Source organism: Telluria sp. ZT3P25, assembly GCF_059685895.1.
Map to the genome: position 1 here is coordinate 858,106 of NZ_JCASIJ010000002.1, position 16,179 is coordinate 874,284.

The following is a 16,179-nucleotide window of genomic DNA, read 5'->3' on the forward strand; positions in this document are numbered from 1 at the left end:
CCGGTATGCGAACCAAAAATAATTCAGCGTGAGATGACGATCTGGCTGGTGCCGCGCTCAGCCTGCAGCCCGAAGCCCTGCTCGAGCAGGCGCACGAAACCGTCGATATTCGACGGCGCGAAACTGCCGCCGATACGCAGTGACGCCGCTTCGGGATCGGTGATGACCAGCTTGCGGTCGTTATAGCGGTTGAATTCGGCGATGGCCTCGCCCAGCGTGATCTGGTCGAACACGATCCGGCCTTCGCGCCACGCCAGGCGCTGCTCGGTCTGGACCTGGCTGTGCTCGGCCCGTGCGATGTGGCCGGCCGCGCTGCGCGCTTCCTGGTTGGGGGTCAGTACCACCGATGCGTCGCGTTCATCTACCTGCACCCGGCCCTGTTCGACCAGCACGCGCGTGCGCTCGCCATCGCGCCGTACCGTAAAGCGGGTGCCCAGCACGGTCACCCGGCTGGTGCCCGCTTCGACGACGAAGGGACGCGACGGATCATGGGCGATGTCGAAATACGCTTCGCCGCTGTCGAGCCACACGTGGCGACCGCCATCGGGAGCGGTGCGCAGGCGGGTGGCGGTATTGAGCATCAGGCGCGAGCCGTCGGCCAGCGCGATGGTGCGGTTCTCGCCGGTGCCGGTGGCATAGCGCTGGCCCTGCTGCCAGCCGACATCGGGTGCCAGAAAGGCGCCCAGGCCACAGGCCAGCAACAGTCCTGCCGCCATGCGCCAGCGCGAGAAACGCGCCAGCGGACGGCGTGACACGGGGCGTTCGATGGCCTGGCCGGCCATGGCATCTGCGCGCTGCCATGCTGCCCGCAGGCGCAGGTACGCCACCCGGTGGCGCACGTCGTCGCGCAGCCAGGCATTGCGTTCGGCCTGCAGGTCTGCGTGCCACCCATCGCCGTCTTCGCGGGCCAGCCACTGCGCTGCATCGGCCTCGATCGCCTCCGCGTTGTGATTTGCTTCGTTCATTGCACGTTGTTTGCTGTAGTGGTTACTTGCCTTGCTTGCGCACCTTGCGCTCGCGCCGGACGATGTCGGCGCCGATACCACGCGCGAACAGGGCATCGGCGATGGCGCGCATGCCTTTCATGATCTGTTTTTCCACCGTGTCCTCTGTGATCCCCATTTCAGCGGCGACTTCGCGCTGCGACATGCCCTCTACCTTGCGCAGCACCACCACTTCGCGGCAGCGCGCAGGCAAGGCGTCGAGCACTTCCGCCAGTGCGGACAACTCGGCCCGGCCGCTGGCATGTCGCTCGGGGGTCAGCTCGTACACCGACAGGTCGTCAAGTTCGGCAAACGCCTCGATCGACACGACCTGGCGCCGGCGTGCGCGGTCAATCAGCAGATTACGCGCGATGGTCATCACGAATCGCGTTACCCGCTCCGGCAGGCCGTTGCGGGCCGCTTCGTAGGCGCGTGCGTAGACTTCCTGGCGCAGGTCGGGCCATTCGTCGCTGTCGCGCCAGTTCAGGCGCAGGTAGCGCATGAGGATGCCTTCCAGCGGCAGCACCTCATGGATGAACCAGTCGTCCAGGTCATTGCACATGTCTTATGTCGGTAGACGAAGGGCGAGAGAAATTCCGGTATCGGAACACGCAAAATCGTGGCTGAGGGTAGCATGTCAATATGACCCGCAAGTGACTTTCGGTATCCGATATCCGGGGCGCGTGGGCGGCTCACCATTGAACAGAAGGCCCTGCATGCCAATGACGTTGGACGACCAGACACTGAACGAAGCGAAACGCTTCAATACTAAGCTCGCGCGCGCGCCGCGCTTCGGCTCGCGCCACCGCTTGATGCCGCCACTTGTCCAGGGCCTGCTGCGCTTGTCCCAGATCGGCGCCGACCGCAAGCTGCGCCGCGCCGGCCTGCAGGTCGAGACGCGCATGGTGGAGATGAGTGGGGTGAAGGTGCAGGTCCGGATCATCCGCCCGCGCGGGCCGGCGGCCGGCATCGTGCTTGATATCCACGGCGGCGGCTGGGTGATTGGCAATGCGCCCATGAACGATGCGTTCAATGCGGCCTTCGCCAGTCGCTGTGGCCTGGCCGTGGTGTCGGTCGATTACCGGCTGGCGCCGCGCGCATCGGTGCATGAGCAGATGGAAGAATGCCTGGCTGCTGCCCGCTGGCTGCTGCAGGACGGCTTGCCAGAATATGCCGACCACGCCGACCATGCCGGCTTGCCGGTGGTCGTGGTCGGAGAATCGGCGGGCGCGCACCTGGCTGCCGCTACGCTGCAAGGGCTGCGGGCCTGGCCGGCGCTGCTGGCGCGCATCGCCGGGGCCGTCCTGTACTACGGCGTCTACGATATGGCCGGCACCGACAGCGTGCGCAGCGCAGGGCCCGAAACGCTGGTGCTCGACGGGCCGCGCATGCTGGCCGGACTGCAGATGCTCACGCCCGATCTGGACGACGCCGGGCGCCGCCAGCCGCCGCTGTCACCGCTGTTCGGCGAACTGGCCGGCATGCCGCCGGCGCTGATGATCGTTGGGAGCGGCGATCCGCTGCTCGACGACACGCTGCGCCTGGCGCAGCGCTGGCAGCAGGTGGCCGATGTCGAATTGAACGTGGCGCCCGAAGCGCCACATGGTTTCATTCATTTTCCGACCGCGATGGCCAGCGTGACGCTGGCACATGCGCAGGCCTGGGTGCGGCAACGTATCGCGCCGGTCAGCGCATCTGCGTCACGTGCGCCTCGCGCAGCGGGTGCCAGCCCAGGCGCGCCGCGATGATGCGTCGGTACGCGGTATCGATGTGGGCCGGCGTGCGGCGGATGTAATCTTCGGCGGCGTCGCGCTGCGCGCCGCTGCAGCTGTCCAGCCATGCCACGGCTTCGTCGACCGTCGGCACGCGGCCGCTCACGCCGTCGAATTTGGGCGGGATCGCGGTCCAGATGGCGGCGTCGATGCCCTTCGCGCGCAGCCAGGCAGCCACGCGCGGATTTTCTGCCGCGCCGTCCTGCGCCGGCACGCTGCCGATCCATTCGGGGAACGCAGCCCTGATCTTTTCGCGCTCGAACAGCATGGCGCGCGCCGCATCCAGGTCATCGGTGGCGACATAGGCCCAGTAAGTGGGCATGAGGCGCGCACCTTCGCACAGCACGAGCGCCAGTTCGGGACTGTCGTCGCTCTGGCGGGCAAATTCGATGGGCATGGCGGGGCCGCCCGGATGCCATCCGGAGGCGAGCTTCAGGCCCTGGGGTTTCCAGAGCAGCGAGCCCCAGGCGATACAAGCGATATTCATGGACTGGACTGATAAGAGAAAAAGGAAAAGCCCAGTCTAGCCGGTCGGCTGAAAGAGGCGAGCACGCCTATGCCGACCACCTTATTCTTCCGGCGTTTGCTTCGGCGCCTTGACGTCTTTGGTAGCGAACAGGCGGTCCTTGGCCGAGAGCAGCTTCTGGACTTTGGAACCCATCTTCATCAATTGCGCCATCGACTCGGGCGACAGGCGCTGCAGGTCGTCGAACCAGTTGTTGGCCAGGTCGACCAGCTCGTGCATCTCGCGCATGCGCTCCTGTGCGAACTTGTCTTCGGGGTGGTTGGCATTGGCCATAAGCGACTCGCGCAGCACCGACAGCGTCGGGGCGACTTCGCGCCGGCGCCGCTCGGCGGCGACCACGCGGAAGATTTCCCACACATCGCCCAGCGACGTGAAGTATTCGCGGCGGTCGCCCGGAATGCGCGACAGGCGCACCAGACCCCACGACTGTAATTCTTTCAGGCCGATGCTCACGTTCGAGCGCGAGATGCCGAGTTTTTCGCCGATGTCGTCGGCATGCAGCTGGTCTTCGGAAACGAAGAGCAGGGCATAGATTTGCCCCACCGTGCGGTTGATGCCCCAGCGGCTGCCCATCTCGCCGAAGTGACTGACAAACGTTTGGACAAGTGGCGTCATGGTTGCGAACTTTTCGATGCTTGTGAAAGGTGAATTATCCCACGTCACCCGGACACGTACCACGCATGAACGTTGTTGCTGCCATTGTTGTTAATACGTTCGTAATTCCCGACTAACCTGGTCACCCATTGCACACAAACCAAAAGTTTCAGCGCATAATCCATTCACCTTCCGAAAATTCTGAAGTTCTAGAAAATACAAAAAGTTTATTCCGGGGCACGTCCGACGCTGATGGCCATGGCCCCCGTACGTCTGCCGTTTTGTTGCAACAACGTTTGGAGAACCACCATGCACCGCAGCCAACCCCGCCGCCCCGCACTGCTTACAGGCCCTGGCCCTGCGCGTGGGGCCACGCTGGCGATGAGCGGTGCGGCGCTGCTGTGGATTCCGCAGGCGGCGCTGCTGGCGCATGCAGTGGGGCGCCTCGCGCAGGGTGCAGGACTGGCCGACATGGTGCTGCCAGCGCTGGGTTTTCTGGTCCTTGGCGTGCTGCGCGCCAGTAGCGAAGCGTGGGGCGCGCGGCGCTTGTTCGCCGTGTCACGCAGCCAGCTGGCCGCCATGCGCCAGACTGCCGTGCAAGCGTTGGCAGCGCGCTCGCCGCTGGACCGCGCGCGTCTGATATCCGGCCAGGCCGCCAGCATCGTCGCCGAACAGGCCGATGCCGTGCTGCCATGGCTGCTGCGCTACGGGCCAGCGCGCATGCGTGTGCTGCTGGCACCGCCCGTCATTGCGCTTGTGGTTTGTAACTTTTCGTGGCTTGCCGCGCTGATCCTGGTGCTGGCCGCGCCCCTGATTCCCCTGTTCATGGCCGTCATCGGCTGGCGCGCCAAGGCTGCCAGCGAAGCGCAACTGCAGCTGGTCGGCGGCATGAGCGGCTTTCTGCTCGACCGGCTGCGCGGTCTGTCGACGCTGCGTGCGCTGGGCGCCATCGATGCCACTGCCAACCGGGTACGGGCATCGGGCGAAGCCGTCCGCGCCAGCACCATGCGCGTGCTGCGCATTGCTTTCTTGTCGTCGACCGCGCTCGAATTGTTTTCGGCGCTGGGCGTGGCACTGGTGGCGGTGTACGTGGGTTTCCACCTGCTTGGTGAAATAGGGCCGGGCAGCTGGGGCAGACAGCTCACGCTGACCGAAGGCCTGTTCGTGCTGCTGCTGGCGCCGGCGTTTTTTGAACCGCTACGCGAACTGGCGGCGGTGTGGCACGACAAGGCTGCCGGCGAGGCGGCGCTTGAGGCGCTGGAGCAGTTGCAGGCGGCCGGCTTGCCGTTGCCGGGCGCACTGCAAGGGCAGGACGAAGCGCTGCGCATTGGCCGTGCGCCATCGGTCGATATCGAGGGTCTGTGCTTTGCGCATCCGGGCGAAGCGCCGCTGTTCGACCACCAGGATCTGTATGTCCGCGTCGGCGAGCACGTGGCGCTGGTCGGTCCCAGTGGCAGCGGCAAGACCACGCTGTTGTCGATCATTGCGGGCCTCGCGCCGAGCGACGGCGGCACTGTACGGATCGGTGGCGTGACGCTGGACGCTGCATCGGCGGCCGGGCTGCGCGCGCGCATGGCCTGGATCGGCCAGAAGCCGCACGTGTTTGCCGGCTCGGTGCGCGCCAATGTGGCGCTCGACCGTGAGGGCGTGACGGTCGATACCGTCAGCCGCGCCGTGGGCCGCGCAGGCCTTGGCCACATTGAGCATGCCACGCCGGGAGAGAGCCTGGGCGAGGGCGGCCTTGGCCTGTCGGGCGGCGAGCTGGTGCGGCTCGCGCTGGCCCGCGCGATGTGCGCGCCGCAGGCGGGCCTGTTGCTGGTCGATGAGCCCACCGCCCACCTCGACCGCGACACCGCCGCCGGCGTGATCGATGCGCTGCTGCGCCTGGCGCAGGGCCGCACCATGATTGTCGCCACCCACGACCTGACCCTGGCCGCGCGCCTGGGCCGCGTCGTGCGCATCGGCGAACCACTGATCCAGCGGAGCGCAGCATGAAACGTGGTAACGACATGAAACGCGGTAACGACATACAGCGCAATCACGACATCCAGCGCAATCACGACATGCAGCCGGTGCTGTCCCTGTTCGTCCGGACCGCTGGGCGGCGCCTGGCCCTGGGTGCGGTGCTGTCGACGCTGGTGGTGCTGGCCGGGATGGCGCTGCTGGGTACTTCGGGCTGGTTCATCACATCGGCAGCCCTGGCCGGCCTGGCCGGCAGCGCCGTCATGTTCAATGTGTTTGTGCCGAGCGCGGCAATCCGCCTGCTGGCCCTGGGCCGCACCTTCGGCCGGTATGCCGAGCGCACGGTGACGCACGACGCCACGCTTGGCGTACTGGCCGCACTGCGCGAGCAGCTGTTTCGTGGCTGGGCCACGCCGCATGCAGCGCGCACGCTGCTGCGCCGGCCGTCGCGCCTGCTGTTTCGCCTGACGGGCGACATCGATGCGCTCGAATCGATCTACCTGCGCCTGATCGTGCCGGCCGTCGCGGCCTGCGGCGCCGCGCTGCTGGCCGGCCTGGTGCTGGCGAACCTCGACTGGCGCCTTGGTCTGGCGATGTTCGTCTGGCTGCTGGCGGTGGGATGGGGCGTGACCCTGCTCGTGGCGCGCCTGGCGCGGCCGGTGGCGCTGCGGCGGGTCCGGGCGCTGGAGCGATTGCGTGCCCAGACGATCGACCTGGTCGCCGGCCAGACCGACCTGGCGCTGGCCGGCCGGCTGCCGGCGCAGTGCGCGCAACTGGCGCGCCTCGACACGACCCTGGCGCGCCATGACGCCGCGCTGCACCGGCTGGAAACCGGTGCCGGCTGGCTGTACGCGGTCGGTGGCCATGTCACTGTCGCCGCCATCCTGCTGGCAGTGGGCGCGCTGGCGCAGCAAGTGGCATCGCATCCGGTGCAGCCGCTGGGCGCACCCTCTGCGGCGCTGGCGCTGCTGATCGCTCTGGCCGCACTGGAACCGTTCGCCGGGCTGCGGCGCGGCGCGATCGAGGCCGGCCGTAGCTGGCTGGCCATGCGCCGTGTGGCGCCGCGCCTGCGCCAGCAGGATGACGCAGACGTGCCAGTGCCGCCAGATAACTGCACCGGCCCCGGCCCGGCATTGCTGCTGTACGGCGCCACCGTGGTCCATCCCGGCCGCACCGGCGCGGCCCTGCATGCCACCGACCTGCGCATCGCCGTTGGCGAGCGGGTTGCCGTGGTGGGCAGCAGCGGTGTCGGTAAATCGACATTGCTGGCGCTGGCGGCCGGCGAACTGGCCGCGCAAGCGGGGCAGGTGTGGGCGCGGCCCGCGACCTGGCTGACCCAGCGCACCGAGCTGTTTTGCGACAGCCTGCGCGACAACCTGCGCCTGGCCGATCCCGCTGCCACCGATGCGCAATTGTGGGCCGCGCTGCAGGCCGCCGGCCTGGATCAGGACGTGCGCGGCTTTGCACAGGGCCTTGACACCTTGCTGGGCGAAGGCGGCCTTGGCCTGTCGGGCGGCCAGGCGCGCCGCCTGGCGCTGGCGAGATTGCTGCTGCGCCAGGCTGAATTCTGGCTGCTGGACGAACCGACCGAGGCACTGGACGGCACCACCGCAACCGATGTGCTGGCGCGCCTGGCGCTGCACGCGGGCGGTCGCACGCTGCTGGTGGCCACGCATCTGCGGCGCGAAGCCGGGCTGGCCGATCGCCTGCTCGTGATGAAGGACGGGCGCATCGACGCCGACCTGCGGCGCGGCACCCCTGCATTCGATGCGGCATTGGGCGCGCTGCGCCAGGACTAAGAATAACCAACCACTGACGTATTTGAGAAGAAAGGATTCACCATGGATCTCGACGTTGTCGGGCTCTCCCGACTGCAGTTTGCCTTGACGGCGCTGTACCATTTTCTGTTTGTCCCCCTGACCCTGGGGTTGTCGATGCTCATCGCCATCATGGAAACCGTGTATGTGATGACCGGGCGCCCCATCTGGCGCCAGATGACCAAGTTCTGGGGCGTGCTGTTCGGAATCAACTTTGCGATCGGCGTCTCGACCGGCCTCGTGATGGAATTCCAGTTCGGGATGAACTGGAGCTACTACAGCCATTACGTGGGCGACGTGTTCGGCGCGCCGCTGGCGATCGAAGGCCTGATGGCGTTCTTTCTCGAGGCGACCTTTGTCGGCCTGTTCTTCTTTGGCTGGGATCGCTTGTCGAAGGTACAGCACCTTGTCGTGACCTGGCTGGTGGCCCTTGGCACCAACTTCTCGGCGCTGTGGATCCTGATCGCCAATGGCTGGATGCAGAACCCGATCGGCGCCACGCTCAACCCGCAGACGATGCGCATGGAAGTGACGGACTTCGGCGCGGTGCTGGCCAATCCGGTGGCACAGGCCAAGTTCGTGCACACCGTGTCGGCCGGCTATGTGATCGCAGCGCTGTTCGTGCTCGGCATTGCAGCCTGGTACCTGCTCAAGGGCCGCCATGTCGAACTGGCCAAGCGGTCGATGACGGTGGCTGCATCGTTCGGCCTGGCCGCCTCGCTGTCGGTGGTGGTGCTGGGTGACGAAAGCGGCTACCTGGCAACCGAGCACCAGCACATGAAGCTCGCTGCGATCGAAGGCATGTGGGAGACACAGCCAGCGCCAGCGGCGTTTACCGCCTTTGGCTTTCCCGACCAGAACGCGCGCGAGACGCACTATGCGATCCACATCCCGTGGGCAATGGGCCTGATCGGCACGCGTTCGCTGTCGAGCCAGATCCCCGGCATCACTGACCTGGTCAAGCTGGCCGAGGTGCGCGTGCGCCAGGGCATCCTGGCCTATGGCGCGCTGGAAGAGATTCGCGCGCTCGGCGGCCGCGCACCGGTGCCGCCGGCACTGCAGGCGCGCTTCGAAGAACACAGCGCAGTGCTGGGCTACGCACTGCTGCTCAAGCGTTACGTGGACGATCCGCGCCAGGCCAGCGAAGCGCAGATCCGGCAGGCCGCCCTGGATACCGTGCCGCAGGTCGCGCCGCTGTTCTGGTCGTTCCGCATCATGGTGGGCCTGGGCATGTTCTTCATCGTGCTCACGGCGGTGTTTTTCTGGTTGTCCGCGCGCCGCCGCCTGGATGCCTATCCGTGGCTGCTGAAGGTGGCCGTGTGGTCGATCCCGCTGCCATGGATCGCCGCCGAAGCTGGCTGGGTCGTCGCCGAACTGGGCCGCCAGCCCTGGGCCATTGAGGGCGTGCTGCCTACCGCTGTCGCGGTGTCGAATCTTGGCATCCAGACCGTGCTGACGACCCTGATCGGTTTTGTCGTGCTGTATACGATCCTGCTCGTCGTGGAAATGAAACTGATGTTCAAGGCCATCGGCAAGGGACCGGAGGACGAACTTGCCCACGCGCCGGGCACCCACAGCCCACTGGTCGGCACCACGCCGGCAATGCGCACTGCGCCCATGATCACTGCGGAGTAACACACCATGATTCTTCATACACTTCTCGAGTACGACACGCTGCGCATCATCTGGTGGCTGCTGCTGGGCATCCTGCTGGTGGGCTTTGCCGTCACCGACGGCTTTGACCTGGGCACCGGTACCCTGCTGCCGTTTGTCGCCAACACCGACCTGGAACGCCGGGTCGTCATTAATGCCGTCGGCCCCGTGTGGGAAGGCAACCAGGTCTGGCTGGTGCTGGGCGGTGGCGCGATCTTTGCGGCCTGGCCGCAGCTGTATGCGGTCTCGTTCTCGGGCTTTTACCTGGCGATGGCAGCCGTGCTGCTGGCGCTGATCCTGCGGCCGGTCGCCTTTAAATACCGCAGCAAGCGTGACAGCATCGCCTGGCGCGCGACCTGGGACTGGGCCCTGTTCGTCGGCGGCTTCGTGCCGGCGCTGATCTTCGGCGTCGCGATGGGCAACGTGCTGCAGGGCGTGCCGTTCCGCCTCGCGCCCGATCAGCAGATCTTTTACGAGGGCGGCTTCTTTGCGCTGCTCAATCCGTTTGCCGTGCTGTGCGGCCTGGTGTCGGTGGCCATGCTGGTGATGCACGGCGCAGCCTGGCTGGTGCTCAAGACCGACGGCCTGGTGGCCAGCCGTGCACGCGCCTGGGGCATGCGCGCCGCGGTTGCCACCATGGTGCTGTATGCCGCGGCCGGCGTGCTGCTGTGGGGCTTCGTCGATGGCTATCGCATCACGAGTGCGGTGGTGACGACCGGCCCGTCCAATCCGCTGTTCAAGACCGTCGAGGCGGGCGTAGCGGGCATGTGGTTTACCAATTATGCCGCGCACCCATGGACGCAGCTCGCACCAGCAGCCGGCATCGTCGGTGCGCTGCTGACCCTGATGGCGCTGGTGCGGCGCCGGGAAGGCGTGGCCATGCTTACGTCGAGCCTGTCGATCGCCGGCATCGTGCTCAGTGTGGGCGCATCGATGTTCCCGTTTATTTTGCCATCGTCGATCCAGCCGCAAGCCAGCCTGACGGTATGGGATGCGTCGTCGAGCCACCTCACGCTGTTCATCATGCTGGTTGCAACCTGCATCTTCCTGCCTCTGATCCTTCTCTACACGAGCTGGGTCTACAAGGTCTTGTGGGGCAAGGTGGTGCCAGGCGATATCAGCGGCGGCACGAGCCACGCGTATTAACTGAACGAATAACCTCACGAATAACGTAACAAAAAACGCAACCAGAAAGGACTTCATCATGTGGTATTTCGCCTGGCTACTCGGCCTGCCGCTCGCGGCTGCCTTCGCCGTCCTCAATGCAATGTGGTATGAGCTGATGGACGACGCGCAGCGCCAGCAGGCGTGATGACAGGCATGCAGGCGTGACGCATTTGCTTCGGCATGCCCCCATGTCATCACCCTGTCAAAGTCATTCGACAGTATTCGAACCGTGGCCCGGCGGTGTAAGCGACCGGGACCGTTGAATCGAACCTTGAATGACCGCATGCAAACCAATCTCGCCATCGTTGCACTCTCCGCGCTTGCCCAGGAATCCCGTTTCGCCGCGTTTCGGCTGCTGGTGCAGGCCGGCCCCCAGGGCCAGTCCGCAAGCCATATTGCAGCAACCCTCGATATGCCGGCATCGTCCCTGTCATTCCACCTGAAGGAACTCACGCACGCGGGCCTGGTCGCGCCGCGTCAGCAGGGCCGTTTCATCTTCTATCGCGCGCGTGTGGAGACCTTGCAGGGCTTGATGGAGTTCCTGTCCGCCACCTGCGGCAACGCAGGTGCACAGTCGATGCAGGAGCGCCTGGCGACGGTATGATCGTCGATGCCGGAATTGCCGGTGCTGCCATCGACGAGGATCGCCATGACGTCAACCACCACCCCGCAACGGGTGCAACTGAGCCGCAAGAAGGGTTGGCGCATGCCGCCCAACACGATTTCCGTGGCGCGGCCTGGCAAGTGGGGCAATCCATTTTCGGTGCTGCCCGAGCTGGCGCCGGGCACACCGGCAGGGCGCTATATCGCAATGCCGACGGTCGAAGAAGCCGTGGCGGCGTACCGCCTGTGGCTGCAGATCGATCCGGCCGGGCAGCAGGTGGCGCAACAGGCACATGCGTCGCTGCGCGGCCATGACCTGGCCTGCTGGTGCCGGCCGGGCACACCGTGTCATGCGCAGGTGCTGATCGATCTGGTGAATACGTGACGGTTATTTGGCGGCGGTGACGTTGCCGATGCCCGAAACCGACTTGCTCACCGATGCCGGCTTGCCGTAATACGTCAGGTTGCCCAGGCCCTGAACGCTGGCATTGAGCTTGTTGGTGGCGTGCACACTCACGTCGCCGATGCCGCGGAAGGTCACATCGGCATCCTGCGCGATCAGGGCTTTGGCATCGACTTCGCCCACGCCTTCGGCATTCAGGCGCAACTGGCCGACCTTGCCGTTCATTTGCAGGCTGCCGGCGCCCCGGTAGTTCACGTCGAAGCGCTCGGTGCGCACATTATTCAGGATCATCAGGCCGGCGCCTTCGCCGCGGAAGCTGGTCAGCTCCGGCATGGTCACGACCACCCGTTCGCCATCGTCGATATTGACGTTCTTGCTGTTCCTGTCCGCGAACGACAGGCGCAATTCGCCGTTCACGACCTCGGTCTTCACGCGGTCGATGAATTTCTGGTTGCCCTCGACCCGCAGCGAATACGCCTTGCCCACCTCGACCACCAGGCTCACGGGGCCCTGTGAATCGATGGTCTTGAACGGCGTCACGCTGCGCACCTGCTCGGCGGCCTGGAGCGAGAGGGATGCGAGCGACAGAAGGGCGACGATGACGGCACGTTTCATGATGTTCTCCAGTGAGTTGATGGAGCCCATTCTAGGCACGACATTCCTGCGCAGCCCCGCCCTTGCGATGGATTGCAAGAAACGGGGGCTGAACTGCACAGGCGCCGGAATCAGTGTTTTGTGGCGAGAAACTGGCCTTTGCCGACCGCGACCAGGCTGGTGCTCCAGCCCGGCGCGCAGCGCAGCGCTTGCATGAACGGTGCCAGCTCCTGCGCGTGCGAGGTGGCGTTATCCACCACGATCAGCCCGCCCGGTCGCAGCACGCGTTCGATCTGCGGCAGCCATGCCAGGTAAGCGGTGCGCTCCGAATCGAGAAAGACGAGGTCGAACGCCGCATCGGCGCCGCCGGCTAGCACGTCGCCTGCGTCACCTTCGACCTGATGCACCCGCTCCTGCAGCCCGACGCGCGCGAAATTGGCGCCCGCCATCGCGACCTTGGCGGGCGACAGTTCGACCGTCGTGACGAGACCATCGTGCGCTGCGGCCGCATCGGCCAGCCACAGCGTCGAGTAACCGTTGGATGTGCCGATCTCGAGAATGCGGCGTGCGCCCATCGCCCGCACGATAACAGCCAGGAACTCGCCGGTATCGTGGGTGATGTTGAGCATGCGGCTGGCACGGTTGTCGTGGGCCGCATCGTGACTGGCGCCGAAGGTTTCCAGCTCTTTCAGCAGGGCTTTAAGTGAGGTAGTCAACGGTTGTCTCCATTTTGTCCGGGAATCGAAGCGCACGATTGCGACGTTGCTAATATTGCCGAAGCGATAAGCCTATAATCTTTTCGTCCCTTTAGAAGTCCACATCATGCACATCTCGACCATCACACTACCTGAAATGAAGCTCGCCGGGCTACCAGCAGTTGTGCCAGCTTCAGCACCAGAAACGGATTTGCCAGAGATCTGGAAAGCATTCCTCGCCCGTGAAGGCGAACTGGGCGAGCACAATGGCGTGCGCTATGGCGTGACGCTGCGGCAGGACAATGGTGAGCAAGTCGAATGCGTGGCCGTCGAGGTCGCTGACCTGGACCAGCTCCCGCCCGGCATGATCGGCATACAGGTGCCGGCGCGCCGTTACGCGCTGATGACGCACCGTGGCCCGATGGTACATGCGCAAGCCTCGCGCGTGACCGGCACGGCAGCGATGGAGCAGCTGGGCATGGAAGCCGATGAAGAGGGGATTCGCCTGGAACGGTATGATCGCCGCTACACGCCGACTGTCGACGATGGCGCGCGACCAGACAATGCCTACGACATCCTGGTGCCGCTGTACGGTTGAGCTGATGTGGCTGGCACGGCCCGCGTCGGGGCCGTGCCTTGACGTTTTACTTCTTTAAATTGGTGCCGGTATATTTCCCGACCGCCGGCGCCGGTAGGGCAGCTTGCGCTGCCGCGTTCCCTTCCCAAGGAGCACTTGCATTGTGCTGCTTAAATGTGACAACCGTTTGACGATCCGGACGAATTCGTTTTCTCTTGCTTGTTTCCCTTTGTAAAGCTCACGGATAATGCCTGCTTTGCGGTCGCTTGACCGCCAGCGACAGGAGCAGCACGTGCACGAGCAAGATTCCGGACCGGACGCGTCCACCCAGCCAGGCAATCCCGCGCGCAGGCGCATTTTTCAGGCCGCCGCGGCCGCTGGCGTGGTGGCCGGCGCCGGCACGCTGCCTGGTGTCGCAAGCGCAGCGCCTACCGCGGCGAAGGCGCCGGCCAGGAGTTCGCTAGATGCCAAGCTGCGTGCCCACGTCAAGAACGTGGTCGTGATCTACCTGGAAAACCGTAGCTTCAACAATCTGTTTGCTGATTTCCCCGGCCTGGCCGAGCCTCTGGCGGGTGTGCCTGCGGCGCGCTTGCAGCAGCGCGACCGGGATGGTTCGGTCCTGCCGACCCTGCCTAAAATCTGGGGCGGCATGGTGCCAGGCCGTCAGAATATTGGCGGCAAAGATTACCTGATCGACGAAAAGCAATTGGCTGCATTGCCGAACGCGCCGTTCAAGCTGACGGATGGCGACGGCAAACCGCTGCCGGAGTCCATCGTCACGCGCGACCTGGTGCACCAGTTCTATCACAACCAGATGCAGATCAATGGCGGGCGCAACGACGGCTTTGCCGCCTGGTCCGATGCGGGCGGCATGGTGATGGGTTACTACGGCGAGACGTCAAAAAACCTCGGCCTGTGGCAGATCGCGCGCGACTTCACGCTGTGCGACAACTTCTTCATGGCAGCGTTTGGCGGCTCGTACCTGAACCACCAGTTCCTGATCAGCGGCCGGGTGCCGGAATACTTCGATGCTGCGCAGACGGCGGCCAAATCGAAGATCGCGGTGCTGGCCGATGGCCCGCAAGGTGTACGCCTGGCGCTGGACCCCGATTCGCCGGCATCGGCGCTGGACGGCCCGCCAAAGGTCGTGCGCAATGGCGCGATGACGCCGGACGGTTACGCCGTTAATACGATGGCGCCGCCGTACCAGCCGAGCTGGGTCCGTCCGGCTGTCGATGGCCACCCGCTGCATGCCGATCCGCAGGATGCCAGCGTGCTGCCGCCGCAAACTTACGACACGATCGGTGATCTGCTGTCCCGGCGCGGCGTGAGCTGGGCCTGGTACGGTGGCGGCCAGCAAGCGGCGCTCGATGGCCGCGGCGCCGGCCAGAAGCCCAACTTCCAGTACCACCACCAGCCACTCAATTACTTCAGGCAGTTCGCCCCCGGAACCAAGGCGCGCGCCGACCACCTGCGCGACGGCGGCCTGGGCGACAGCCCGATCTCGAACCGCTTCATTGCCGACGTGATTGCCGGCAAGCTGCCGGCGGTCGCGTTCTACAAGCCGCAAGGCAACCTGAACCTTCACGCCGGGTACTCGGACATCGAGTCGGGCGATGCCCATGTCGCCAATGTCATCGAGCACCTGAAAAAGTCACCCCAGTGGAAAGACATGGTGGTCGTGATCACCTTCGACGAGAACGGCGGCTGGTGGGACCACGTCGCACCGCCGAAGGGCGACCGCTGGGGCCCGGGCTCGCGGATCCCGGCGATCGTCGTGTCGCCGCATGCCAAGCGCGGCGCGGTCGACCACAATTTCTATGACACGACCTCGGTGCTGCGCTTGATCACGCGTCTGCATGGTTTGCCGTTGCTGGAAGGCCTGGCCGTCCGCAACGCGGCGTTCGAAGGACGCGGCGCCCGTCCGCCCGGCGATCTGACGGCGACGTTGCAATTCCGGTGATACAAAGCCAGCCATCGAGGCTGGCTTTTTTAATTAAAAGTTTCCTATTGGCTATCGCGCGCTGGTAACAATGACACAGGTATAAAGTTTGCCTACTCGATGTTGTTTCGTTGATAACCGTCATAACGATGGGTTCGACAAGCAGTATTGAATTGCCCAAACATACAGGGAGAAGCGCCGGCCATTGTGCAGCGTCCAACCCAATCCTACAATGTCAAGAATCAGGAGATACACCATGCAGAAAACTCAACTCATCAAGCGCCTGTTGGCAGTGTCGGTCGCAGCAGCCATGTTCGGTTCGGTTGGCGCCCAGGCGCAAACCGCCAACTCCACCCAGATGGGTGCCAGCGCGACGTCCGCCACCGCCAGTGGCACGGCCAAGCTGGCCGCTGCCGATCGCAAGGCCATCATGGACATGGCCATGTCGAACATGGCTGAGGTCGAAATGGGCAAAATGGCGCAAAGCAAGAGCCAGAATGCCGATGTGAAAGCATTCGCCCAGAAAATGGTCGATGACCATGGCAAGGCGCTGACCGAAGTGCAGACCCTGGCGCAATCGAAGGGCGTGACCCTGCCAACCGAACTTGATGCCAAGCACAAGGCGATGGCGGCCAAGCTGGAAAAGGCCAATGGCGACGCGTTCGACAAGGCCTACACGAAGCAGGGCGGCGTGGCAGCACACAAGGAAACGCTGGCCAAGCTGCAAAAAGCCTCGAAAGCGGCCAAGGATGCTGACGTCAAGGGTCAGGTCGACAAGATGATCCCGGTCGTGCAAGAGCACCTGAAGCACGCCGAGCAAGTTTCTAGCGGCAAGATGGGCAGCACCGGCGGTTCGGGCGCCGCTGGTCATACCGGCGCCAGCCACTAAGA

17 protein-coding genes are annotated in these 16,179 nt (G+C 65.0%); 11 read left to right on the forward strand and 6 right to left on the reverse strand.

What is annotated here, in order from left to right:
- Window positions 1-23: 23 nt before the first annotated feature.
- On the reverse strand, window positions 24-965 hold the full coding sequence (locus AC56LY_RS22440; protein WP_499583296.1) for a FecR family protein: 942 nt from the start codon (window positions 963-965) through the stop codon (window positions 24-26).
- A 22-nt stretch (window positions 966-987) separates the two neighbouring features.
- Window positions 988-1,545, reverse strand: a complete 558-nt coding sequence (locus AC56LY_RS22445) for an RNA polymerase sigma factor (RefSeq protein ID WP_499583298.1) — start codon at window positions 1,543-1,545, stop codon at window positions 988-990.
- Window positions 1,546-1,699: 154 nt separating this feature from the next.
- On the opposite strand from AC56LY_RS22445, the gene AC56LY_RS22450 reads away from it, so the two are divergent.
- Entirely contained in the window at window positions 1,700-2,731 is a 1,032-nt protein-coding gene (locus AC56LY_RS22450) for an alpha/beta hydrolase (protein WP_499583300.1), read from the forward strand.
- Here the strand turns inward: AC56LY_RS22450 and AC56LY_RS22455 are convergent.
- Together AC56LY_RS22455 and AC56LY_RS22460 are read right to left on the reverse strand one after the other, a co-directional pair.
- Window positions 2,670-3,242: a hypothetical protein gene (locus AC56LY_RS22455; protein WP_499583302.1), complete on the reverse strand. Its 573-nt coding sequence runs from the start codon at window positions 3,240-3,242 to the stop codon at window positions 2,670-2,672. The genes AC56LY_RS22450 and AC56LY_RS22455 overlap by 62 nt on opposite strands.
- Window positions 3,243-3,323: 81 nt before the next feature.
- On the reverse strand, window positions 3,324-3,896 hold the full coding sequence (locus tag AC56LY_RS22460; RefSeq protein ID WP_499583304.1) for a GbsR/MarR family transcriptional regulator: 573 nt from the start codon (window positions 3,894-3,896) through the stop codon (window positions 3,324-3,326).
- A gap of 288 nt (window positions 3,897-4,184) precedes the next feature.
- Here AC56LY_RS22460 and cydD point away from each other — a divergent pair, with 288 nt between their 5' ends.
- The 7 genes from cydD (at window position 4,185) to AC56LY_RS22495 (ending at window position 11,462) form a co-directional block, all read left to right on the forward strand.
- Window positions 4,185-5,870, forward strand: coding sequence for a thiol reductant ABC exporter subunit CydD (cydD, locus tag AC56LY_RS22465; RefSeq protein WP_499583306.1), 1,686 nt, complete (start codon window positions 4,185-4,187; stop codon window positions 5,868-5,870).
- Window positions 5,871-5,884: 14 nt separating this feature from the next.
- Window positions 5,885-7,636: an amino acid ABC transporter ATP-binding/permease protein gene (locus AC56LY_RS22470; protein WP_499583471.1), complete on the forward strand. Its 1,752-nt coding sequence runs from the start codon at window positions 5,885-5,887 to the stop codon at window positions 7,634-7,636.
- 42 nt (window positions 7,637-7,678) lie between these two features.
- On the forward strand, window positions 7,679-9,289 hold the full coding sequence (locus AC56LY_RS22475; RefSeq protein ID WP_499583308.1) for a cytochrome ubiquinol oxidase subunit I: 1,611 nt from the start codon (window positions 7,679-7,681) through the stop codon (window positions 9,287-9,289).
- 6 nt (window positions 9,290-9,295) lie between these two features.
- Window positions 9,296-10,453 carry a cytochrome d ubiquinol oxidase subunit II gene (cydB, locus tag AC56LY_RS22480; RefSeq protein WP_499583310.1) on the forward strand — a complete coding sequence of 386 codons (1,158 nt, stop codon included), beginning with the start codon at window positions 9,296-9,298 and terminating at the stop codon, window positions 10,451-10,453.
- Window positions 10,454-10,511: 58 nt separating this feature from the next.
- Window positions 10,512-10,619, forward strand: coding sequence for a cytochrome bd-I oxidase subunit CydX (gene cydX / locus AC56LY_RS22485; protein ID WP_183554018.1), 108 nt, complete (start codon window positions 10,512-10,514; stop codon window positions 10,617-10,619).
- 138 nt (window positions 10,620-10,757) lie between these two features.
- Complete coding sequence (locus AC56LY_RS22490) at window positions 10,758-11,078, forward strand: ArsR/SmtB family transcription factor (RefSeq protein WP_183554016.1); 321 nt, start codon at window positions 10,758-10,760, stop codon at window positions 11,076-11,078.
- Between the two features lie 45 nt (window positions 11,079-11,123).
- Complete coding sequence (locus tag AC56LY_RS22495; RefSeq protein ID WP_499456532.1) at window positions 11,124-11,462, forward strand: DUF4326 domain-containing protein; 339 nt, start codon at window positions 11,124-11,126, stop codon at window positions 11,460-11,462.
- A 3-nt stretch (window positions 11,463-11,465) separates the two neighbouring features.
- Here AC56LY_RS22495 and AC56LY_RS22500 read toward each other — a convergent pair whose 3' ends face one another.
- A complete protein-coding gene (locus AC56LY_RS22500; protein ID WP_499583313.1) occupies window positions 11,466-12,095 on the reverse strand; it encodes a head GIN domain-containing protein in 630 nt (209 codons plus the stop codon).
- 110 nt (window positions 12,096-12,205) lie between these two features.
- On the reverse strand, window positions 12,206-12,790 hold the full coding sequence (locus AC56LY_RS22505; RefSeq protein WP_499583316.1) for an O-methyltransferase: 585 nt from the start codon (window positions 12,788-12,790) through the stop codon (window positions 12,206-12,208).
- A gap of 106 nt (window positions 12,791-12,896) precedes the next feature.
- Between AC56LY_RS22505 and AC56LY_RS22510 the strand changes: the two genes are divergently transcribed.
- From AC56LY_RS22510 to AC56LY_RS22520, 3 genes are all read left to right on the forward strand, one after another.
- Complete coding sequence (locus AC56LY_RS22510; protein ID WP_499583319.1) at window positions 12,897-13,367, forward strand: GyrI-like domain-containing protein; 471 nt, start codon at window positions 12,897-12,899, stop codon at window positions 13,365-13,367.
- Window positions 13,368-13,593: 226 nt separating this feature from the next.
- A complete protein-coding gene (locus AC56LY_RS22515) occupies window positions 13,594-15,309 on the forward strand; it encodes an acid phosphatase (protein WP_499583321.1) in 1,716 nt (571 codons plus the stop codon).
- 235 nt (window positions 15,310-15,544) lie between these two features.
- Entirely contained in the window at window positions 15,545-16,177 is a 633-nt protein-coding gene (locus AC56LY_RS22520; RefSeq protein ID WP_499583322.1) for a DUF4142 domain-containing protein, read from the forward strand.
- The last annotated feature ends 2 nt before the right edge of the window (window positions 16,178-16,179 follow it).